Source organism: Marinobacter lipolyticus SM19, from assembly GCF_000397065.2.
GTDB lineage: Bacteria > Pseudomonadota > Gammaproteobacteria > Pseudomonadales > Oleiphilaceae > Marinobacter > Marinobacter lipolyticus.
The window spans coordinates 47,277-69,130 of record NZ_KE007317.1 but is presented as its reverse complement, the minus strand read 5'-3'; the positions used below and the strand labels follow the sequence as shown (position 1 = coordinate 69,130).

20 protein-coding genes and 2 tRNA genes are annotated in these 21,854 nt (G+C 56.3%); 6 read left to right on the top strand and 16 right to left on the bottom strand.

The features are described 5' to 3' along the window. Positions 1 to 12 precede the first annotated feature (12 nt). The 5 genes from MARLIPOL_RS06760 to MARLIPOL_RS06740 all read right to left on the bottom strand — a co-directional run bounded on the left by MARLIPOL_RS06760 (position 13) and on the right by MARLIPOL_RS06740 (position 3,499). Positions 13 to 807, bottom strand: a complete 795-nt coding sequence (locus tag MARLIPOL_RS06760) for an MOSC domain-containing protein (RefSeq protein ID WP_012137302.1) — start codon at positions 805 to 807, stop codon at positions 13 to 15. Between the two features lie 131 nt (positions 808 to 938). Further along, positions 939 to 1,014: transfer RNA gene (locus MARLIPOL_RS06755), tRNA-Gly, on the bottom strand. A gap of 105 nt (positions 1,015 to 1,119) precedes the next feature. Next, the gene (locus MARLIPOL_RS06750) at positions 1,120 to 1,842 is read right to left on the bottom strand and encodes a murein L,D-transpeptidase catalytic domain family protein (protein ID WP_012137301.1); all 723 of its coding nucleotides are present in this window, start codon (positions 1,840 to 1,842) and stop codon (positions 1,120 to 1,122) included. A gap of 155 nt (positions 1,843 to 1,997) precedes the next feature. Next, positions 1,998 to 2,723, bottom strand: coding sequence for a TetR/AcrR family transcriptional regulator (locus tag MARLIPOL_RS06745; RefSeq protein ID WP_012137300.1), 726 nt, complete (start codon positions 2,721 to 2,723; stop codon positions 1,998 to 2,000). A 173-nt stretch (positions 2,724 to 2,896) separates the two neighbouring features. Continuing rightward, positions 2,897 to 3,499 carry a DUF924 family protein gene (locus MARLIPOL_RS06740; RefSeq protein WP_012137299.1) on the bottom strand — a complete coding sequence of 201 codons (603 nt, stop codon included), beginning with the start codon at positions 3,497 to 3,499 and terminating at the stop codon, positions 2,897 to 2,899. 85 nt (positions 3,500 to 3,584) lie between these two features. On the opposite strand from MARLIPOL_RS06740, the gene MARLIPOL_RS06735 reads away from it, so the two are divergent. The 3 genes from MARLIPOL_RS06735 to MARLIPOL_RS06725 all read left to right on the top strand — a co-directional run bounded on the left by MARLIPOL_RS06735 (position 3,585) and on the right by MARLIPOL_RS06725 (position 5,088). Continuing rightward, on the top strand, positions 3,585 to 3,953 hold the full coding sequence (locus MARLIPOL_RS06735) for a sirohydrochlorin chelatase (protein WP_012137298.1): 369 nt from the start codon (positions 3,585 to 3,587) through the stop codon (positions 3,951 to 3,953). A 41-nt stretch (positions 3,954 to 3,994) separates the two neighbouring features. After that, positions 3,995 to 4,897: a TIGR01777 family oxidoreductase gene (locus MARLIPOL_RS06730; protein ID WP_012137297.1), complete on the top strand. Its 903-nt coding sequence runs from the start codon at positions 3,995 to 3,997 to the stop codon at positions 4,895 to 4,897. A gap of 115 nt (positions 4,898 to 5,012) precedes the next feature. Beyond that, positions 5,013 to 5,088 (top strand) — tRNA-Glu (locus MARLIPOL_RS06725). A gap of 13 nt (positions 5,089 to 5,101) precedes the next feature. Here MARLIPOL_RS06725 and ccoM read toward each other — a convergent pair. Further along, on the bottom strand, positions 5,102 to 5,251 hold the full coding sequence (gene ccoM, locus MARLIPOL_RS18905) for a cytochrome c oxidase subunit CcoM (RefSeq protein ID WP_407638056.1): 150 nt from the start codon (positions 5,249 to 5,251) through the stop codon (positions 5,102 to 5,104). Between the two features lie 247 nt (positions 5,252 to 5,498). On the opposite strand from ccoM, the gene MARLIPOL_RS06720 reads away from it, so the two are divergent. From MARLIPOL_RS06720 to pta, 3 genes are read left to right on the top strand one after another with little or no spacing between them, the layout of a single operon-like run. Beyond that, positions 5,499 to 7,916 carry a bifunctional diguanylate cyclase/phosphodiesterase gene (locus MARLIPOL_RS06720; RefSeq protein WP_012137295.1) on the top strand — a complete coding sequence of 806 codons (2,418 nt, stop codon included), beginning with the start codon at positions 5,499 to 5,501 and terminating at the stop codon, positions 7,914 to 7,916. A 23-nt stretch (positions 7,917 to 7,939) separates the two neighbouring features. Further along, positions 7,940 to 9,136 (top strand): acetate/propionate family kinase, encoded by a 1,197-nt coding sequence (locus MARLIPOL_RS06715; protein WP_012137294.1) that lies wholly within the window; start codon positions 7,940 to 7,942, stop codon positions 9,134 to 9,136. A gap of 27 nt (positions 9,137 to 9,163) precedes the next feature. After that, positions 9,164 to 11,317: a phosphate acetyltransferase gene (gene pta / locus MARLIPOL_RS06710; protein ID WP_012137293.1), complete on the top strand. Its 2,154-nt coding sequence runs from the start codon at positions 9,164 to 9,166 to the stop codon at positions 11,315 to 11,317. A gap of 15 nt (positions 11,318 to 11,332) precedes the next feature. On the opposite strand, the gene der is transcribed toward pta, so the two are convergent. The 10 genes from der to MARLIPOL_RS06660 form a co-directional block, all read right to left on the bottom strand. Next, positions 11,333 to 12,754 (bottom strand): ribosome biogenesis GTPase Der, encoded by a 1,422-nt coding sequence (gene der / locus MARLIPOL_RS06705; RefSeq protein WP_012137292.1) that lies wholly within the window; start codon positions 12,752 to 12,754, stop codon positions 11,333 to 11,335. Positions 12,755 to 12,809: 55 nt separating this feature from the next. Further along, positions 12,810 to 13,982: an outer membrane protein assembly factor BamB gene (bamB, locus tag MARLIPOL_RS06700; RefSeq protein WP_012137291.1), complete on the bottom strand. Its 1,173-nt coding sequence runs from the start codon at positions 13,980 to 13,982 to the stop codon at positions 12,810 to 12,812. Beyond that, a complete protein-coding gene (locus MARLIPOL_RS06695; protein ID WP_012137290.1) occupies positions 13,982 to 14,638 on the bottom strand; it encodes a YfgM family protein in 657 nt (218 codons plus the stop codon). The genes bamB and MARLIPOL_RS06695 overlap by 1 nt, the downstream gene beginning before the upstream one ends. A 48-nt stretch (positions 14,639 to 14,686) precedes the next feature. Next, entirely contained in the window at positions 14,687 to 15,967 is a 1,281-nt protein-coding gene (gene hisS / locus MARLIPOL_RS06690; RefSeq protein ID WP_082446079.1) for a histidine--tRNA ligase, read from the bottom strand. Between the two features lie 43 nt (positions 15,968 to 16,010). Beyond that, a complete protein-coding gene (gene ispG, locus MARLIPOL_RS06685; RefSeq protein WP_012137288.1) occupies positions 16,011 to 17,129 on the bottom strand; it encodes a flavodoxin-dependent (E)-4-hydroxy-3-methylbut-2-enyl-diphosphate synthase in 1,119 nt (372 codons plus the stop codon). 34 nt (positions 17,130 to 17,163) lie between these two features. Beyond that, positions 17,164 to 18,183, bottom strand: coding sequence for a RodZ domain-containing protein (locus tag MARLIPOL_RS06680; RefSeq protein ID WP_012137287.1), 1,020 nt, complete (start codon positions 18,181 to 18,183; stop codon positions 17,164 to 17,166). Continuing rightward, positions 18,173 to 18,925, bottom strand: a complete 753-nt coding sequence (gene pilW, locus MARLIPOL_RS06675) for a type IV pilus biogenesis/stability protein PilW (RefSeq protein ID WP_186008480.1) — start codon at positions 18,923 to 18,925, stop codon at positions 18,173 to 18,175. Before pilW ends, MARLIPOL_RS06680 begins: the two co-directional genes overlap by 11 nt. A 94-nt stretch (positions 18,926 to 19,019) precedes the next feature. Next, positions 19,020 to 20,132, bottom strand: a complete 1,113-nt coding sequence (gene rlmN, locus MARLIPOL_RS06670; protein ID WP_012137285.1) for a 23S rRNA (adenine(2503)-C(2))-methyltransferase RlmN — start codon at positions 20,130 to 20,132, stop codon at positions 19,020 to 19,022. 63 nt (positions 20,133 to 20,195) lie between these two features. Continuing rightward, positions 20,196 to 20,624 carry a nucleoside-diphosphate kinase gene (ndk, locus tag MARLIPOL_RS06665; protein ID WP_012137284.1) on the bottom strand — a complete coding sequence of 143 codons (429 nt, stop codon included), beginning with the start codon at positions 20,622 to 20,624 and terminating at the stop codon, positions 20,196 to 20,198. Positions 20,625 to 20,694: 70 nt separating this feature from the next. Further along, entirely contained in the window at positions 20,695 to 21,843 is a 1,149-nt protein-coding gene (locus tag MARLIPOL_RS06660; RefSeq protein WP_012137283.1) for an IscS subfamily cysteine desulfurase, read from the bottom strand. Positions 21,844 to 21,854 lie beyond the last annotated feature (11 nt).

Here is a 21,854-nt window from a genome sequence, read left to right as displayed (position 1 = left end):
TTACTCGTGTTACTAACCTGTCGTTCTATTGATCACGGGGTCACCGACACGAACAGTGCCTGGCGCCTCGTGAATGGCATTCATTCCAAAAATGACTCCATCGACCGTCCGGCGATACTGCCCGAGGGTCCGCAACGGCTGAAGATCCGATCCCTTTACACCGGTATCCGGATCAACTGTGGTCATCACGCAGCGGGAACAGGGTTTAACAAGACTGAATGCCTGCTCACCGATCATTAACTGCCGCCAATCATCCTCGCTCCACGCCGTAGCCCCTTCAACCACGATATTGGGGCGAAAGCGACGTATCTCTACTGGCGTCTCGAGTCTGCTGTTCAACTCATCCAGAGAGGCAAGGTTGGTGACCAGGAACGGAAATCCATCCGCAAAACTCACTCTGCGCTCTTCGGTAACCCGGCCAGCATCCACTCGCCGAAAAGCCGTGTCCGGCATGTAGACAAAACGGAAGTCTACGCCGCAGAATCGGCTCAAGGCTTCAGACGCTTCTGCCGCGCTGTAAACGGCCTTGACCCAGTCACGCCAGACCAGCACCCGCGCCTCTTCTTCACCCGGTTGTAGCAGGTAGTCACCCTCACCCGGGATGCTCACCCTAACACAATCCCCCTCAAGCGCCGTATGGACCCTGGCCAGCATCGGGTAGTCGCGTTGAGTGACGAACCGCCGGTCGGAATCAACAATCATCCAGCGACGGTCGCCCGCCGGACCGAAGTCGTCCATATCAAAAAAAGGCACCGGAATACCGGCCAGGGATTTCACCGGATAGATATACAGGGAATGGACTCTCACACTTCCTCCCACCGTCGCTAAAAACTGAAAGGTTGGGCGAAGAGTATAACCGAGTTGGATCAGGAAACGCGGGAATGCAGCGCTTAAAAACGAAGAAACCCGGCCTTTTCAGGGGCCGGGTTTCCGGAATCTGGAGCGGGAAACGAGATTCGAACTCGCGACCCCAACCTTGGCAAGGTTGTGCTCTACCAACTGAGCTATTCCCGCTTATAGTTGCTGACTTGATGCCGACAACGGAGGCGTATTCTACGGATTCGTTCGCGGGCGTCAACCACTTTTTGGCAAGTTTTTAACCCTGCCAACGCCTGGTGATCAACTGTTATCCAATCCACTCTTATCGACACCCGCAATCTGACCTGTCTCGCAGTTCAGATACCCGGACGACTGCAGCCATTTCTGGTCCGGATAGTATTTGAACACCAACTGACCACCTTTCAGGTTATCCACCACCTGCTGGATCACTTGCTGGTCAACCGCGGGGCAACCGTGACTGCGGCCGATACGGCCATAATCACGGACCCAGCTGTCATTCACGTAATCCGCCCCATGAATTACGATGGCACGCTGTCGAGCCAGATCATTGATGCCGGGCTCCAGCCCATCGAGTCGCAGGGAATAGCCGTGCTTGCCCCGGTAGGATTCACTGGCTTTGAACAGACCAATGCTGGACTGGTGACTCCCTTCAATATTGGAGAATGCCGTGGACTCCAGGTTTCCGGAGTTCTTGCCATGGGCAACCAGATCCCTGAGTACCAGCTTCCCGCTGGCCAGATCGAAAATCCAAAGGCGCTCTTCACTGGATGGCAGGGAAAAATCGATCACCGCCAGTCGCTCCGGCATCTCAACACCGTTCGACACCGCGCAGGATGATGCTTTCAATGCCTGCTGCAGGACTTCAACATTCAGCTTCGGGGCTGCACCGGAAAGTCGTGCCAGGAGTGTATTGTCAAAAGACGTCGCGGAACCCTGAGTGGGGAGAAAAAGTGCGGCTATCAGCACAAGACCAAAACGGCCAGCGATTGTATTTTTCAGCATTCTGTAAACCCTGTCAGATCAGCTCAACAATTAGCACTGCGGGTAAAATGCCCGCGCCAGAGCCCAAGTGTCGGCTATTCTAACAGGGAAAATCGGGACGCCCGTCAGTATGTACGAATTTTATACAAAACACCACAATCAGCGACGTTTGCCTTCTATAATCCGAGAATCATGCATATGATTCTGTGTACCGACTGTTCCAGGGTTTTCGCATCCGCCACTCTCTGATTGAGCATGGTGTCGTACCCCAGGCCGAGCACGACATTGACCAACAACGAAGCGTCCCTGGCCGGCGCCGGTGAATCAAGTCTTTGGAGAATCTGCTCCAGACCGGCAATCCATGCACTGCGGTAACTCCTCGCCAGGTCCGCCAACCTTTCGTCCCTCAGCGACTCCATCAGGAATACCTGTTCCGCCAGCACCTGCTCCCGACGTTCGGAGAACTGTTCTGCCAGATACGCCGTAGTGATGGCCGTCAGGCGTGTCGCCAATTCACTGCGCCCCTCGCCACCACGGCGTCGGGTCTCGTCCGGGATGCTGTCGAGTACCAGGTTAATGGTGTCGTAGAAATGACTCAGTTCCTCCCGTGCCTTTTCCGCAAACAGCATGAAAGAATCACTGATCAGCTCGTTGATATCGCGAAAATAGTAGGTCGTCGACGCCAGTGGGACTTTCGCTTCACGGGCAACGGCCCGATGCTTGATGCCCCGTAAACCATCCCGGGCAGCGATGCGCAAGGTCGCCTCAAGAATCTGCAGGCGCCGGTATTCGCTTTTCGCCCGTGCGGTCTTACGCCCGCTGTAATGGATCGATTCCCGGAAGGACCGGTCCTCGGGAAGTTCACTAGACTGCCATAGCCTCAGTGCCTGTACATGCCCCATGATTGCCACCTTGTGTCGTCATCCTGACGCCCGGCACGAAGCCAGTCGCATGGCGAGATTGCTTCGGACCTATTGTTACTTTTTGTAAATGGTGACGGAATTCAGAGGCACAAACGTTGACGCAGTCGACATTTTTTAAGAGCTAATTGTGTTTAGGGCCGCTATCGAGAATATTATTGACCGAAGCGACGCCCCTTCTTCAGATATTCTTCTTCTCCGGGCGTGGAAAGACGCTTGAGTACCGCATTGCGATGGGGAAAACGACCAAACTCAGCAATGATTTCCCGATGATCATGGGCCGACTGCACAAAGCTCGTCATGAAATCACCCAGGATGCCATCCGCCGAGGCGGCCAACTGCTCATAACACTCAACGGACAGATCTTGATCCTCAAGGCGTTCGGAGTGCTGCAAAGGCATATACAGGAAGGCTCTGTGCACCGCTGGCAGCATCATATCCTGACCTTTGTTCATGGCCTGCCTGGCCAGCGTTCTTGCAACCTTATCATGCTCGTAGGCGAGAGCATTGCCACGGTAAATATTCCGGGAAAACTGATCCAAAAGGATAATCTCTGCCAACGCACCGCCGGCCTGCGCCCGCCAGTGGGCAAGGCCGCTCTCCGATGCAAACAGCACAACGGACAGAAAGCGGTGGCGGATTTCCTGATCAAACCTGCGGTCAGAGTGAAACCAGCGATTCCGATGAAAGCGGTCAGGCAACCCTTCCTCGTCAAGATCCCCGAACCAGAAATCCAGAATGTCATTCCAATCGAACATAAGAAGCTACACCCACACACCAGACAAAAGCCCTATCCTGCTACACTTTACGACATTGGGGCCAGCATTGTTCACAGGAGAGATCATGCCCGAAGACCACCGTATTATTCTTCTTGCACACGGCAGCAGCGACAAACGTTGGTGCGACACATTCGAACAATTGGCCGCACCGACCGTCAATTCCGTCCCTGGGTCCCATATCGCCTACATGGAGTTGGCCACGCCCTCGTTGGAGCAGGTGGTCGAACAGGGTGTGCTTGAGGGCGTCCGCAGCTTTACCGTCGTTCCTTTGTTTCTGGCCGCCGGGCGTCACCTCCGCAAGGATGTACCGGCTATGATCCGGTCGCTGGAGGAAATCCACGGCATTTCCATCCATCTCGCACCACCGATTGGAGAAAATCCCCAACTTGGTGAAGCCATTCGCGACGTGGTTACTCAGGGATTGGCACAATAAACGGGTCCGGCACTCAGGGACCGCGATAAGGGAGTTATCCAATGAGTCAACGCATTCTAGTCACCGGAGGTACCGGATTCATCGGCCAGGTACTGTGCCCGAAGCTGGTCGCCAAAGGTTACAGCCTGACGGTACTCAGCCGGCAGAGCGAAACAGACGTTCGGGCAGCCTGCGGTCGGGTGGAAGCGATTTCGAACCTGGAACTTCTGCGGGAACACCCGGGCTTCGATGGCATTATCAACCTCGCCGGCGAGGGCATAGCTGACAAGCGCTGGAGCCAACAGCGCAAACAGGTACTGCGGGATAGCCGTATTGGCCTCACCTGTCAGCTGGTTTCCGTGGTCAAAAGCTGGGACAACAAACCGGGGGTACTCGTTTCAGGCTCGGCAGTTGGATATTACGGCAACCAGGATAGCACCCTGGTTAATGAGGAAACACCGCCAAACGACGAGTTTACCCACCGTCTCTGCAGGGACTGGGAAGCAGAAGCCGTTAAGCTCGAGGCGGAAGGAGTCCGTGTCTGCCTGTCGCGAACCGGTGTCGTCGCGGGCCCTGGTGGAGGTTTTCTCCAGCGCATGCTGTTACCGTTCCGCCTCGGTCTTGGTGGTCGCCTGGGTAGCGGAGATCAGTACATGCCGTGGGTGCATCGTGACGATGTCGTTGCGGCACTGATTTTCATGCTGGAATCCGGGAATGCAACGGGTCCTTATAACGTGGTCAGCCCCAATCCAGTGACCAACCGGGAATTCACCCGCTGCCTGGCTGCCACCCTCAAAAGGCCAGCCATTTTTCCGGCGCCTGCTCCCGTGCTGAAACTGGCACTCGGTGAAATGTCCCGCCTCCTGCTGACTGGGCAACAAGCTACTCCACAACGGTTATTACAGCAGGACTTCCGGTTTACCTACCCCGACCTGGCAGAAACCCTGGAGAATTGCATCCGGTGAATGAATGGCCGGAACAAGCCAAAATCGCATTTTTTTAGAAAAACTGTTTGACAGCGAATTAAGCCTTACTTAATATACGCGCCACCTCGACGAGGCAAGTCAGTAAGAACGTTGCGTCCCCTTCGTCTAGTGGCCTAGGACTCCGCCCTTTCACGGCGGCAACAGGGGTTCGAACCCCCTAGGGGACGCCAATTTTTACCGACTCTAAACAGTCTTTCCGGACTGGTGAGTACTCCCCTTTATACCCTCTCCCCTGTGGCGCTTGGAATCTTTCATAATGAAGATCCCAACACCAACAAAGAAAGCCAGTATCAGCAATACTGTTAAAATTCCGGCAATCACCACCGCGTCCATATACATAATCCAATCTCCACTGATCATTTCATCTGATTAGCCCCAGATTACGCTCTACACGCGGATCTCTTATTGACCTGAATCAAACCAGCGAATGCAACGCGGCTTTTTTTGAAAGTTGGAACCACGCCACATTTCTCCCGGATTTCCCTTTATCCACAAGGCACTTGAGGACAACTGCTGCTATAGTCCTTACGATAAGGAACCGTTCGTCTCACGAACACTTGGTCAGGGTGGCTGTAACGACATGCAGAAACTGTCGACTCGTCTCCAACGTTTTCGAACGGGCTCTCCCCTGTCGTTCCGGTTACTCGCCTGGATACTTCTCTTCAGTTCCGCGTTCACACTGATTGCCTCTGCCATACAACTGTATTCTGACTACAGCAAGGATCTTCTGCGAATCGACAACCGCATGCTTGTGGTAGAAACCGGTTACGCCTCCAGCCTTGCCCGCAGCCTTTGGGCCCTGGACCAGAAACTGCTACAAACCCAAATGGAAGGTATTCTCAGCCTTCCGGACATTGTCCACCTGAGACTCCGCATTGAGCCCGACTCAGAACTGGTCATGGGGGAAGTTCCGCCGGAAGCACAAACCACTTCCCACAGCTTTGACCTCATCCACCAGGGGGATGAAATGTTCAAGCTCGGAGAACTGACAGTGACCGCGGACCTTGACCGCGTGTACAGCGAAATGGAACGGAAGGTCGGGGTTATCCTCGTAACCCAGTTCTTCAAGACATTTCTGGTTTCCATTCTGATCATCTGGATTTTCCAGTACTTTGTGGCTCGCCACCTGTCCACCATGGCGAACTATGCCCGTCATTTTTCCCTGAGCAATCTTGCCGAACCACTCAAGCTCGATCGGCCGGATACCCCGTTGAACCGCCGGGACGAGTTGGCTCAGGTCACCGATGCCTTCAACCAGATGCGTGACCGATTGAACGAAGATGTCGCCCGTCAGGAACGGGATGCAGCACAAATCCGCAAGTTCTCCAAGGCCATTGAACAGAGCCCGTCGTCGGTGCTGATCTGTGACCGCCAGTGGCGGATTGAATTTGCCAACCAGAAATTCACCCAGCTGACCGGCCATGACGCCCAGGACATCATCGGCAAACACCCCGGAGCCATTTCCGAGACCTCGATGGACCACCGGGAAAACCGGCACTTGTGGCAGTCCATTCGTCTGCAGGTTCAGCGCGTCGGCGTCTGGCAAGGGGAAGTCAACAGCGTACGTCGCAATGGCGAGCGCTTCTGGGAACAGTTGATCGTAACGCCCATCAAGGATTCCAAAGGCGAAGCAACGGGTTATCTTATCCTTGGCGAGGACATCAGCATCCGTAAACGGTACGAGCAGCAACTGCTACGCCAGGCCAACTATGACATTCTGACCGGTTTGCCGAACCGCATGCTTGCCCTTGATCGCCTGAAACTGGCCCTGGCCCAGGCCAGACGGGAGAACTCACTGGTCGGGGTTATGTTTCTGGACCTGGATAACTTCAAGCACATCAATGACACCATGGGTCACGATGCCGGCGACAACCTGTTGATTGAGGCAGCGCGCCGGATTTCCAGCTGCCTCCGTGGTACCAGTACCGTTGCCCGGCTTGGCGGCGATGAGTTTCTGGTGATCCTGCCAGGATTGACCGGTGGTGATGCCACGTCTCAGGTCGCGGAACGCATACTGAAGACCTTTGAACCCGCGTATCTGCTCAATAATCAGGAAGTCTTCGTCACAACGAGTATTGGCATCGCGGTTTTCCCGACCGACTCCGATAACAGCGGCAACCTGCTTCAACATGCCGATGCGGCCATGTACCAGGCCAAGCACAAAGGCAAGAGTTCCTACGCCCATTTTGTACCTGAGATGACAGAAGTGTCCCACGATCGGCTGCAGATGGAATCACGGATGCGCCGTGCACTGGATCAGAACGAATTCGAACTCTACTTCCAGCCCATCGTCCAAACCGACACCGGCGCCCTGAGCTCGGCGGAAGCACTGATTCGATGGAACAGTCCCAGTATGGGAATGGTGATGCCAGATCGCTTCATCCCCCTGGCAGAAGAAACCGGTCTGATCATCCCAATCGGCGAATGGGTTCTCCAGGAGGCATGCCACAAGGCCATGAAATGGCGTGAAATCACTGGCACCAATGTCGGTGTCTCGGTTAATGTATCCCCTCGCCAGTTTCGGGACCCGAACTTCAGCGACATTGTGCTGAAAGCGTTGGAATCCAGTGGCCTGGAGGCCGAATACCTCGAACTGGAAATCACGGAGCGGCTGATACTCGACAACACCATAGAAACCGCAGAGATTCTGAAACACCTGGACCAGGCCGGAATCCGGCTTTCAGTGGACGATTTTGGTACCGGGTACTCCGCCCTGAGCTATCTCAAGAGCTACCCTTTCGACACCCTGAAAATCGACAAATCCTTTGTTCAGGATGTCCTCAAGGAGCAGGATGACGCATCGCTGGTCAGGGCCATCATAAATATGGCCCACAGCCTGGGCTTGAGAGTCATCGCAGAAGGTGTGGAAGAAGAGGCCCAGACCCATTTCCTGCAGCATGAAGGTTGCGATTACTCCCAGGGCTATTTCTATAGCCGCCCGGTACCAGAAGAGGCTTTTGAAAAGTGGCTACGCACCAATCATCGTGCTAAAGCCTGACACGTACCAGAACGGACCCACCCATGGAAGACACCATACTCGTTATTAACTGCGGCAGCTCTTCCCTGAAAGTTGCATTGTTTGACCTGAACCTCAATCAGCTGACCTCAGCACTGGCCGAAAGAATCGGCAAAGAGGATGCTTTCGCCAGTATTCCGGGATATTCCCGGGATATCCCGCTGCAACACGGAGCGGGTCACCGGGATGCCCTCCAGGCCATTGTGTCGGCGTTCAAGGAGCTCAACCTGCTGAGCTCGCCCCCGGTGGCCATTGGCCATCGCGTGGTACACGGCGGCGAGACCTTCCGCGAGGCCGCTCTGATAAACGACAGTGTCCGTCGGGCAATCGAGGATTGTGCCGGCCTGGCCCCACTTCATAACCCGGTTAATCTCATGGGTATTGAGGCCACCACGGCGCTGTTTCCCGAGGTACCTCAGGTGGCGGTGTTCGATACCGCCTTCCACCAGACCCTGCCACGACATGCCTATCTCTATGCCTTGCCCTACCGGTTCTACCGCGACTGGGGGGTACGCCGTTACGGATTCCACGGCACCAGTCACAACTTCATGGTTACGGAAGCTGCTCGACTCCTGGGTAAGCAGCCGAATGAAACGTCGATCATCTCGGCACACCTTGGCAACGGCTGTAGCATCACTGCCATCCGCGATGGTATCAGTGTCGATACCAGTATGGGGCTCACGCCTCTGGAAGGTCTTGTGATGGGCACCCGTAGCGGAGACATCGACCCCGGACTGTTCGATTTCCTGAAAACCAAGGAGATCAGCGCGGAAGATCTCCACCGGATTCTCAATAACGAGAGCGGTTTGCTAGGGCTCTCGGAAAAGACCAACGATATGAGAGCTCTCAGTGAGCTGGCTGATCAGGGCCACGAACCATCGCTCGTGGCCATTGAAGTCTTCTGTTTTCGCCTGGCGCGGTACATCAGTGCGATGATGGCCTCACTCAGCGAACTGGACGCCCTGGTATTTACCGGTGGGATCGGGGAAAACAGCACCCTTGTCCGGGCCAAAACACTCAGCCATCTCAACCTGGCCGGTTTCGCCATTGAGACTTCCCTCAATCACCAGCACGGTAAGAACACGAATGGCCGTATCGAACGGGAGGACAGCCGTTTCAAGGTGATGGTAATTCCTACCAACGAAGAACGGGTCATCGCCACCGAAGCCCTGGAAGCCAGCGGCACCATTCGCCAACGTTGAATACGCACCACCTGCAAGGAAACCTGTATGGCAAAGAACCTGTTTATTGCGCCGACTTCCATGGATTCAGGCCTGACGTCCGTGTGCCTTGGCCTGCTCAGAGCTTTGGAGCGGGTGGGTGTCAGCGTCGGTTTCTATAAGCCGTTCAGCCAGTCGGTTCATGAAGGAGAGTCCCACCATAATGATGGCAAGGATCCGTCCGTGGCCTTCGTGCGGGCGCGCAGTCACCTGGAGCCACCGGCCCCCATGAGCCTGAAAGAAGCGCAACAGTTACTGAACAAAGGCAAAGCCGACCTGCTGATGGAAACCGTCGTCGGCGAATACCAGAAGGTCGCCAAGACCGTTGATGTCGTCATCATTGAAGGTCTGGTGCCGGATCGGAGCGAAGCCTACATCGCCCGGCTCAACGTGGAATTGGCACGCAACCTCGGGTCGGAGGTTATCCTGGTGAGTACGCCGAAGAATTCCACGGCGGAAGAGTTGGACGAAGAACTGGATTTCTCCTCCCGCCTGTTTGCCAACCCTTCCGATCCCGATGTTATCGGCATCATTCTCAACAAGGTGGGGGAGCCCGCAAAATCGGAGTTCACCCCGCGGGTCAATTCAGAAGCGGCCGGCACGCCCATTGATTTCCAGAATGACTGCAAAGTGTTCGCCGACGGTCGATTCCGGTTACTGGCTTGTATTCCCTGGCAACCGGAGCTTCTGGCCGTGAGGGTGTCGGACATTGCCAGGGAAATGCAGGTATCCATACTGCACGAAGGCCAGATGCAATCACGCAGGGTGCAAAAGGTCTCGGTTTCCGCCCGCACCATCAGGAATATGATCGACACCCTGAAACCGGGTACGCTGATGGTGACTCCCGGTGACCGTGAGGATGTTATTGTGGCCACGGCAGTGGCGGCACTCAACGGCGTTCCCCTGGCGGGGCTGATGCTAACCGGCGGCCTGATGCCCGATGACCGGGTGGTCGACCTGTGCCGAAGAGCCCTGGATACCGGGCTGCCGGTGCTTCGGGCCGAAACCAATACCTACGAGACCGCCCATCGCCTGGCCAACCTCTCAGCTGCCATTCCGGTTGACGACCCCGATCGCATCGAGAAAGCCATGGAAGCAGTCGCTACCCGGGTAGATACCGACTGGCTCCAGGAACACCTGAAGGTTCAGCGCCAGAGCCGACTTTCTCCCCCGGCCTTCCGTTACCTGCTGTCCGAACGCTCAAGGGCCGCGGCGAAACGCATCGTGCTGCCCGAAGGCAACGAGCCCAGGACGGTCCAGGCGGCTATCATCTGCCACCAGCGCGGCCTGGCGCGGTGCGCCCTGATTGGCACCCCAGGCGAGATAGAAAACGTCGCAAAATCCCAGGGGCTGACCCTACCTGAAGACATTGAGATCATCGATCCGGTCAAAGTACGTGGAAACTACATTCAGCCCATGGTGGAACGGCGAAAACATAAGGGCCTGGCCCCCGATATGGCTGAAGCCATGCTTGAGGACAACGTCGTGCTCGGCACCATGATGGTGGCCATGGATGAGGCCGATGGATTGGTATCAGGGGCTATCCATACCACAGCTAACACCGTTCGCCCTGCCCTCCAGTTGATCAAGACCCACGACGAGGCCAAGGTGGTGTCCTCGGTCTTCTTCATGCTGTTGCCCCAGCAAGTCGTGGTCTACGGCGACTGTGCGATCAACCCGGATCCAAACGCCGAGGAACTGGCTGATATTGCCATCCAGAGTGCCCAGTCTGCGGAAGCGTTTGGCATCGAGCCTATAGTGGCGATGATCAGTTACAGCACCGGAGAATCCGGCAGCGGTCAGGATGTGGAGAAAGTAAGGGAAGCGACTCGTATTGCCCAGGAGCGCCGTCCGGACTTGCTGATCGACGGCCCGCTGCAATACGACGCGGCGGCCATCGAGAGCGTCGGCAAGAGCAAGGCACCGGGCAGCAAGGTGGCCGGTCGTGCGACAGTATTTATCTTCCCGGATCTCAACACCGGCAATACCACTTATAAAGCGGTGCAACGCAGCGCAAACGTGGTCAGTATCGGCCCCATGCTCCAGGGCCTGAGGAAGCCAGTCAATGACCTGTCGCGGGGTGCGTTGGTGGAGGATATCGTCTTTACCATCGCCATTACTGCGGTTCAGGCAAAACAGGTGGAGAACGCGGGGCTGGCTTGACAGCCCCGCCGACGATTACCGCTTCTTGCTCTTCATCCGCTGTTTCTTCGGACGACGGCCGGCTTTCAGGTCGTTGTCTTTCTTGACCCGCTGGCGCGGAGTCAGGCGATCAACCTTGCCTGCGAAGGGGTTTTCGCTGGAGCGGAACTCAAAGCGGATCGGAGACCCGGTGACATTAAGAACCTTACGGAACGTGTTTTCCAGATAGCGTTTGTAGGAACCGGGGAGCGCCCCCGTCTGGTTACCATGGACCACGACAACCGGTGGATTCGAGCCCCCCTGGTGGGCATAACGCAGCTTGATACGCCTGCCCTGCACCATCGGCGGCTGATGCTGTGAGATCGCATCCTCCAGGATCGCGGTAAGCCGGTTGGTCGGCCACTTGGCCATCGCCGAGTCGTAGCAGGCCTGCACGGATTCGTACATGACACCCACGCCCGACCCGTGAAGCGCTGAAATATAATGCTTGTCAGCGTAGTCCAGAAAGTCGAGCCGACGCCGCACCTGCTCCTTCACGCGGGCACGTTCCTCTGGATCCATGCCATCCCATTTGTTCACTGCAATCACCAGCGATCGGCCCGCATCCAGCACGAACCCGATCAGGTGCAGGTCCTGGTCCACCAGCCCTTCCCGGGCATCAATGACCAGAATCACCACATGGGCGTCCTCAATGGCCTTCAGCGTCTTGATGATGGAAAACTTCTCTACGACTTCACGGACATTTTTGCGGCGGCGTACCCCGGCGGTATCGATCAGCGTGTACTGGCTGCCCTGGCGTTCATAGGGAATATAAACACTGTCTCGTGTGGTACCAGGCATGTCATACACAACGACCCGATCCTCGCCCAACATGCGGTTGACCAGTGTCGACTTGCCAACATTCGGGCGGCCCACAATGCCAATGCGGATGCCCGGGTAGCGCTCGGCGCGATCCTGCTCTTCCCGCTCCTCTTCGGAGGGGAGCAGGCATTCGAGCAGCGAGCGAATACCACGGTTATGGGACGCAGCAATCTGGAACGTTGATTCAAACCCCAGGCTGTAAAAGTCGGCTGCGGCAATGTCCGGATCCTGACCATCGGTTTTATTGACGACCAGGTGTGCCCGCTTGCCGGTCTTGCGGAGATTGTTGGCAATCAGTTCATCACCACTGGTCAGGCCGGCCCGTCCGTCCACCAGGAACAGTACAATGTCTGCTTCCTCAACCGCCTGAAGCGACTGGCGCGCCATTTCCGCATCCAGTCCTTCCTCGTCACCGGTCAGGCCGCCGGTATCAATCACGATGAACCGCTGGCCCTCATAAGTACCCTCGCCGTATTTACGGTCACGGGTGAGCCCGGGAAAGTCGGCAACCAGCGCATCCCGGGACCGAGTCATCTGATTGAAAAGCGTCGATTTACCGACATTAGGGCGGCCCACAAGGGCAATTACAGGGGTCATATAGTTTCGCTACAAAAGATTGACCGGGCCCTCATGGGCCCGGAGAAGGACGCATTCAATCGCGTTCCTTGAGTTCAAATACGGTCATCTTACCGCTATTTCCATAAACCAGCAGATTACCGTTACGCAGACGCTGGGCAGGCACGCGCAGTCCGTCATCGTCAAATTCCAGCTGCCCCTGCAGTGAACCGTCCTCCAGGGACATTATGTGAATGTACCCTTCGAAGTCACCAACGAGCAGATAGTCATCGTAGACAACCGGCTGGGTAGTCTGGCGCCAGGACAACCGATCCTGGGTCCACAATTCACGACGGTCAGAGCCTCGAAAGGCCTTGATATCACCGTTCGAGGAAGACACATAAATGTTACCGGCGCCAATCATCGGAGAGTGCAGGCTCGAGGCCTTACGGCTCCAGATCTCGTCACCGTTGCGCAAATTCACCAATGCCAGCTTACCCTGATAACCCACAACCAGTGCGGCGTTCTCCAGAATCAGGGGCTGGCCGGTCACATCCACCAGGCGCTCAAGTTCCGTACGCCCTTTCGGCTGGCCGACTTCATATTGCCAGACGGGTTGGCCGCTGTCCGAAGCCAATGCCAACAACTTACCATTGGCGAAACCGGCCAGCACCATTTCGCTGCCAACCAGTGGTGGCGCAGCGGCCCGCATGGACAGAACCGGCACAACGCTATCGTACTGCCAGGTCTTTTCACCAGTCTGGGTACTGAACGACAACACCTTGCCGTCCGTAGTCTGAACCACAACGATTGTTCCATTGGACTGCGGTGTCGCCAGAACCTCGGTTGGCAGGGGCGTTTCCCACAGCACTTTTCCGTCTTCCCGGGACAGCGCCATAAGGCTGGCATCACGTGTCACCAGGTAGAGCTGCTCCCGGTCGCCGCCAACACCTGCAAACACCTCGGCATCCAGCTTCTTATACCAGACGACCTTTCCGTTGCCTGACTCAACTGCATACACCTCGCCGTCTGCCGAAGCCGCGTAGAGCAGGTCACCGGTGTTCAGCGGGGTCAGGTAGAGAAACTGATCTCCATGCCCGTCACCCACATCCATGGTCCAGATGCGGTCGAGCTCAACCGTGCCTTCTATTTCCGGCACCGGTGCAGGCTCTTCAAACGGTTCATTGGTACTGCATCCGGCAAAAAGCAACGCCAACGCAGTAAGGGAAGCCAGGCGTACAAGCGATGACCCACTATGCAACCCGGGCATCAGGCACCCCCCTGCACACCAAGGTCGGACAGTTTCAGTTCCAGAACACCGCTGCGGCCCTGCTGGCTTTGCTCCCTGGCAGCCAGATAGGCTTCGCGGGCACCGTCCCGGTCGCCTTTGGCCAGCAGGATATCCCCTCTGAGCTCTGAATAGATGGCGGCAAAAGACTCATTGTCACCAGCACCATCAAGGGTGTTGAGCGCCGTGTCATACTGCTCCGCGGCGAACTGTGCCCGAGCCAGACGACTGCGAATGATATACGACAGAGCACTGCCCTCTTCTACGTTTGCACTGGCCCACTCCAGAGAGGCAATCGCTGCATCGGTGTCACCCTCATCAAGCAATTGCTGACGGGCAAGAATGAGCATGCCATAGGCGGCATAGGCACTGTCCGCATACTCTTTCTGAAGCTTGCTGGCAACGTACGCTACCGTTTCACCACTCTGTTCATCAGACTGACTACTGTAAGCATTCAGCAGGTTGGCAAACTGGTTGGCAGCCTCGGTGCGCTGCTGCATCTGGTGGTTCTGCCAGGCCTGCCAGCCAAATACAATCGCCAGAGCTGCACCGATACCGAGCAGAAGTGAACTACCGTTCTTCTTCCACCAGTCCTTGATCGCCTGAACCTGTTCTTCCTCGGTACGCATTTCGGCCATGATGACTCCTGTAGTCAGCTTTTTTGTAAGTGTGCCCGGGTACGCCGATCAGGCGTCCAGCAATTTATCCAGTGTATTGGCAAGTTCGGCCTGCTCCAGTTCCTGCTGTCCTTCATCGGAACGAAGTGGTTTCAGGCCAACGGTGCCGCTCGCAATTTCATTGTCGCCAAGAATAACCGCATAACGGGCTCCGCTACGATCGGCCTTCTTCATCTGGCTCTTGAAGCTACCGCCACCACAGTGAGTGACAACAACCTTGCCGGGCAAAGCCAGCCTCAGGGATTCTGACAGCCCCAGCGCTACCGGAACAGCCTGGTCCCCCATCGCGGTCACATAGACATCCGCATTGGCGTTGACGTAATCGGGAACCAACTCCAGGGTTTCCAGCAGCAGAATCAGTCGCTCCAATCCCATGGCGAAGCCAACCGCAACCGTTGGCTTGCCACCCAGTTGCTCAACCAGCCCATCGTAACGGCCACCGGCACAGACAGTACCTTGTGCTCCCAGGCTATCGGTGATCCATTCAAAGACCGTCTTGCCGTAATAATCCAGCCCGCGAACCAGTCGGGGATTCACGGTGTACTCAATTCCGGCGGCGTCCAGAAGCTCCCGCAGTCGGCGGAAATGTTCCAGAGATTCCTCGTCCAGATAGTCATCCAGCTTCGGAGCCGCTTCCAGAATCTTTTGGGTATCCGGATTCTTACTGTCCAGAATTCGTAACGGGTTGCTCTCGAGGCGACGCTGGCTGTCACCATCGAGCTGGTCATAATATCCGGACAGATAACCGACCAGGGCCTCACGATATTCACGGCGGGCAGCAGAAGTGCCAATGGAATTGATTTCCAGCCGGGTGTGCGCATCCAGCCCCAGCTCTTTCCAGAGTCGTGCAGTCAGAATCAGAAGTTCTGCATCGATATCCGGGCCAGTCATCCCGAAACATTCCACACCAATCTGGTGGAACTGGCGGTACCGCCCCTTCTGGGGACGTTCATGGCGAAACATCGGACCGGTATACCAGAGCCGGCGAGTCTGATTGAAAAGCAGGCCATGCTCTTCCGCGGCGCGCACGCAACCTGCGGTACCTTCAGGGCGAAGCGTCAGGCTGTCACCGTTGCGATCCTCAAAGGTATACATTTCCTTTTCGACAATATCGGTCACTTCACCGATGGAACGCTTGAAAAGATCCGTTTGCTCCACAATCGGCATACGGATTTCCTGGTAGCCATACCCGGAAAGAACCTCACGAACCTTGCCTTCAACAAACTGCCAAACGGGGGTCTGATCCGGCAGGATATCGTTCATCCCGCGAATTGCCTGAATCTTAGCCAAGTTAAACCCTTAATCTCGAATCATTGAATGGGACGGTAGCCGATTATTCACCGGATCGGGCGATAATCGCGTCTTCCTGTTCCTTGCGACGCGCGACCTCTTCCCGGATCAGACGCTCAAGGTCCTCCGTCAGGGTCGAGTTATCCAGCTTCTGGTTCGGCTTTCCGTCCATATAGAACAGGTTCTTTGGGCTACCGCCCGTCAAACCGATATCCGCCACTTTTGCTTCGCCGGGACCATTCACAATGCAGCCGATAATGGCCACGTCCATGGAGGTATTCACATCCTCCAGGCGGGCTTCCAGGTCATTCATGGTCTGGATAACGTCGAAGTTCTGGCGGGAGCAGCTCGGGCAGGCGATAAAATTGATACCGCGGCTGCGCAGGCGAAGGCTCTTCAGAATATCAAAGCCGACCTTTATTTCCTGCACCGGATCCGCAGCCAGGGAGACCCGGATTGTGTCGCCTATACCGTCCATCAGCAGCATCCCAAGGCCGATGGAAGATTTGACCGTACCGGAACGAAAACCACCGGCTTCCGTGATGCCAAGGTGCAACGGCTGCTCAATCTGGGAAGCGATCTTGCGATAGGCTTCCACGGTCATAAAGACTTCCGACGCTTTGAGGCTTACCTTGAAGTCCTGGAAATCGTGACGGTCCAGGATATCGATATGACGCATGGCGGATTCCACCAGTGCATCTGCCGTCGGCTCACCGTACTTGCGTTGCAGACTCTTTTCCAGGGAGCCCGCGTTAACGCCAATCCGGATCGGAATACCACGATCCCGCGCGGCGTTTATGACAGCGCTCACGCGATCCTCACGACCAATGTTCCCCGGATTGATTCGAAGGCAATCAACGCCAAGCTCGGCGACCCTCAGGGCAATCTTGTGGTCAAAGTGGATGTCCGCCACCAGCGGCAGAGAAACACGGGAGCGAATCTGACCAAACGCTTCGGCGGCCTCCATGCTGGGCACCGAAACCCGGACAATATCGGCCCCGGCTTCCTGCAATGCCTCAATCTGCCCAACAGTGGCATCCACATCGCAAGTGTTGGTATTGGTCATGCTCTGAACAGCAATCGGCGCATCACCACCTACCGGCACATTGCCCACCATGATCTGACGGGATTGACGTCTTTTAATCGGAGATTCCTGTTTCATCTCGTGCTAACCAACATTAGTGTGTTCGGGAGGTTCAGATTTCCAGTGTGAACTGGGCACGGTTATTCACCACCGGATAATCCGACAAATCAACCGGTTCGCCCTGGAAACTGATGTCAGCGACCGCATCCACAGCACCGATCACCACATTCAACGGTACCTGTCCGGAGACATCTATACGGTCCCCTTGCCGCTGAATGGAGCTTACCAGCCTGATGCCCGCAGCGTCCGTAACGCGAACCCAGCAGTCACCGGAAAACGTCACCTCGAGGCGACCGGTGCCAATGGCATCCGCTTCCGGGGAGCGCTCCGCCAACGCGGGATCGGCGGTACTGGTCACCTCAGGTTCCGCGACTACTTCCGGCTCACTCACAGATACCGCGTCATCGGCAGTCGTAACCGGCACTTCTGCCCCGGTGTCGTCCCCACCCGATTCCGGAACGGAGGACGTTTCTTCGACAACGTCTGTCGCAGGTACTTCATCCGGCTCGCCGGAATCCGGGGCCAGCACGGGCTGATCCACGTCCCCGGCAGATATTCCGGTCTCATTATCGACAGCGAGACCGCCTTCCGGTTCCTGAACGGCGCCTGACTCCTGCTCTCCATTCGGCGTAGCCTCGGTGTCTCCCGAGCCGTCGTCAACAAATCGGAACACCAGATACGCGGCCACCAGCAGAGCAACGAGCACAATCAGAATCTTTGCAACACGACGTTTCTGCCGGCGCCGGCGCTCAATATCAACCAGGGGGTTCGCTTCCAGCGCCTCGGCCCTCTTCAGGCGAAGAGGTTCCAGTTCCTTGTCGAGGACCGCAACCACTGAATCCGCTTCCATTCCCACATGCTTTGCATAGGCCCTGACATAGCCTTTCAGGAAAAGCTCGCTGTCAATCTGCTGATAGTCGCCATCTTCGATCGCCTGGATAACGGCCGGCCGGAGATGCTGTGCATCCGCAATGTCCGATACACTCAGCCCTTTCTTTTCCCTGCCCTGCCTGAGCAGGTTGCCGGCCGACTCACCGGTGGCGGCCTGTTGAGCGCTTTCTTCACTGGTCATTAGAAATCAGCACCTTATATTGTTGGTATTCGACTGACTCCGGGAAGTTGTTCTTCAATTGGAGAGCAAGACTGGATTCCCGATCCCGCTCGTCAAAGTAACGGGCGATCCGGATACCGGTAATCAGGCTTTCAGGAGAATGCCGATACCTGGGGTTCTGTTGCATAAGTCTGATCAGGCGGTCGTAATGACGGGAGGCAGCTGAATAGTCTCCCTCTTTCACCAGGGTTCGGGACAACGCCAACAGGGATTTCGCATCCCCTCTCGACAATTCCACCGATCGACGGTAGGCCTCAATCGCTGCGTCATTGTTATTCAGGCGCTCTTCACTCATGCCCAGGTTAAAGAAAACCGAGGCCCGGTCATCATATTTGGTGTTCTTCGATGCCGTCAGGAACTGGTCACGGGCATCCTCGAAACGCTGCTCACCATAAAGAAAGGCACCGTAATAAACCCGCCCCCGCGTGTAGTCCCCGTCATTGGACAGAGCCTTACGGAAGGATTGTTCAGCCAACTCCGGCTCGCCGTCGTTATTGAGCAGTAACCCCATGGCAGAGAGCGCGCCCGCATCGTCCGGAGACAATGTCAGCGCACGCTCAAGATGCTTCTCAGCGCGGTCCAGATTGCCCTGAGCGATATACGCCGTAGCGAGCTGTACATAATTGTGAACCGCTTTGTCGCGGTCCTCTTCACGGGAGAAACGACTGTCGGAAACCGTGACACAACCTGAGACAAGGAACATCACCAGTACGACGGCCAACACAGCTCGGACACGATTCACTGGAGTAAATGCCACGGTGCTCTATTCCTTACGTTGTCTGTTCGTATCAATGCAGTCAGGGGTTAACCTGCTGAACGGCTATGTAACGCTGGCTACGCTTGGTTCGATCCTCGACCCGCCCCACCAGCTGTCCACACGCGGCGTCGATATCATCTCCCCGTGTGGTGCGCACGGTCGCGATATAACCGGCTTCATTCAGAATGTTCTGAAACCGCCGCGTCGCCGACATTTTAGGGCGACGGAAGTCACTCTCCGGGAACGGATTAAAAGGAATGAGGTTAATCTTGCAGGGCAGTCCGCGAAGAATCTTCGCAAGTTCACGGGCGTGCTCAGGCTGATCATTCATTCCTTCGATCACCGTGTACTCGATAGTAGCTTTACGCTTGTCCGGTAACCGGGCCAGGTACCGCTGCGTCGCTGCCAGCAACTCCGCGATCGGGTACTTTTTATTTAATGGCACCAATTGGTTACGCAGTTCATCATTAGGGGCATGAAGCGAAATGGCCAGTGAAACATCTGTAACTTCGCCCAGACGATCAAGGGCAGGCACCACACCGGAGGTGCTGACGGTCACGCGACGCTTGGAGATCCCATAAGCCAGATCCTCCATCATCAGGTTCATGGCATCGACAACGTTCTCGAAGTTCAGCAGGGGCTCCCCCATCCCCATCATCACCACGTTGGTGATGGGGCGATCCGGACCAGGCTCGAACGGCATGAATGCTTTCCGGGCTACCCAGACCTGGCCGATGATCTCGGCGGCGGTCAGGTTGCGGTTGAAGCCACGTTTGCCGGTCGAACAAAAGGTACAGTCAAGGCTGCAACCAATCTGGGAGGAAACACACAGGGTGCCACGCTCGCCGTCGGGAATCAGCACGGTTTCAACGCTGTTGCCGTTGTCCATGCGCATCACCCACTTGCGGGTACCGTCTTTGGAGGTCTCATCGTAGACGACTTCCGGCCCGCGAATTTCGGCAACTTCCTTGAGCTTTTCCCGCAGGACCTTGCTCATATTGGTCATTTGATCGAAGTCATCAGCACCCCGCTGGTGAATCCACTGCAGCACCTGGGTGGCACGGAAACGCTTTTCCCCCAGGGTTTCAAAGAAAGCCTCCATCTTGGCTTTCGGCATCCCCAGCAGGTTGGTTTTTTCAGCGGCCGCTGTCATTTCATAACCTCGATCAGATAACCAATCCGAAGCGGGAGAACATCCCCCGCTTCGGCAGCCAAATCAACCGCGCGGGCAGATTTCGCTGTCATTGAAAAAGTACGCGATTTCACGCTCTGCGGAAGCGGCAGAGTCGGAACCGTGTACGGCATTAGCGTCAATAGACGCCGCGAAGTCAGCACGGATGGTGCCGGCTTCGGCTTCTTTCGGGTTGGTCGCGCCCATCAGGTCACGGTTCTTCAGGATGGCGCCTTCGCCTTCCAGAACCTGAACCACGGCGGGGCCGGAGGTCATGAAAGCAACCAGGTCGTTGAAGAAAGGACGCTCTTTGTGCTCAGCGTAGAAGCCTTCAGCCTGCTCCTGAGTCAGGTGCATCATCTTGGCAGCAACGATGTTAAGACCGGCTTTCTCAAAACGGGTATAAATTTCACCGATCACATTCTTTGCTACTGCGTCGGGCTTGATAATCGAGAGCGTGCGCTCGTTTGCCATGTCATTTCTCCAGTATGGGTTCAGGTTAAAAATTCAGGGTTGGGATTATACGCAGTCCGGAGGCTACTGCCTACCGCACGGAACGGAGACGCCCAACAACTTCAATGATTTGTGACGTCGCAAAGTCAACTTCTTCTTCCGTGGTGAACCGCCCAAGCGAGAATCGCAGGGCGCGGTGGGCCTGTTCGTCATCGAGCCCGATTCCACGAAGTACAAACGAGGGCTCGATGGTCGCCGATGCACAGGCCGATCCCGAAGACACAGCCAGCTCCCGCAAGCCAAGCATCAGGGATTCCGCGTCAACACCGGCAAACGACAGATTCATGATTCCCGGCACCCGCGCATCGGTGCTGCCATTGAAAGACACGCCTTCCAGCGAGGAAAGACCATCCAGGAAACGGGACCTCAGGGCCTCCAGCGTTGCCATATCCTCATCCAGCAGATCCGCGGCCCGGGCAAACGCAGCACCCATGCCGACAATCTGGTGAGTCGGCAAGGTGCCGGAGCGCATGCCACGCTCGTGCCCACCACCGTGAATCTGGGCATCAATTTTTACGTCCGGAGAACGGCGGACATACAAAGCCCCAACGCCTTTGGGGCCATAAACTTTGTGGCCAGACAGCGACAACAGATCAACCGGCATTGCTGCCACATTCACGGGCATCTTGCCGGCCGCCTGGGCCGCATCAACATGAAACAATATTCCGCGCTGTCGCAGTCGGTCACCGATGGCGGCGATGTCGGTTACACAACCAAGCTCGTTGTTCACCATCATAAGGCTGACGAGCACGGTTTCCGGCCGAATGGCCTCCTCGACCTGCGCCGGATCAATGCGGCCATCCAGTTGAGGATTCAGCCAGGTCACTTCAACGCCCTGCCCCTCGAGCCACTTGCAGGCATCCAGCACCGCTTTATGCTCAATCGTAGACGTGATGACATGGGCTCCATGCTTTCCGGACACGGCACCTTTGATGGCCAGGTTGTCAGACTCCGTCGCGCCGGAAGTCCAGACGATTTCCCGGGGGTCGGCATGAATCAGCCCGGCCACCTGCTTGCGGGCATTCTCAACTGCGGCTTCGGCTTGCCAGCCATAGGCGTGGGAGCGGGAGGCGGGATTTCCGAATACTCCATCAAGAGTCAGGTACTTGACCATCTCTTCAGCAACAGCAGGATCAACGGGCGTCGTCGCCGCGTAATCCAGATAGACGGGCTTCTTCATAGTGGTATCAG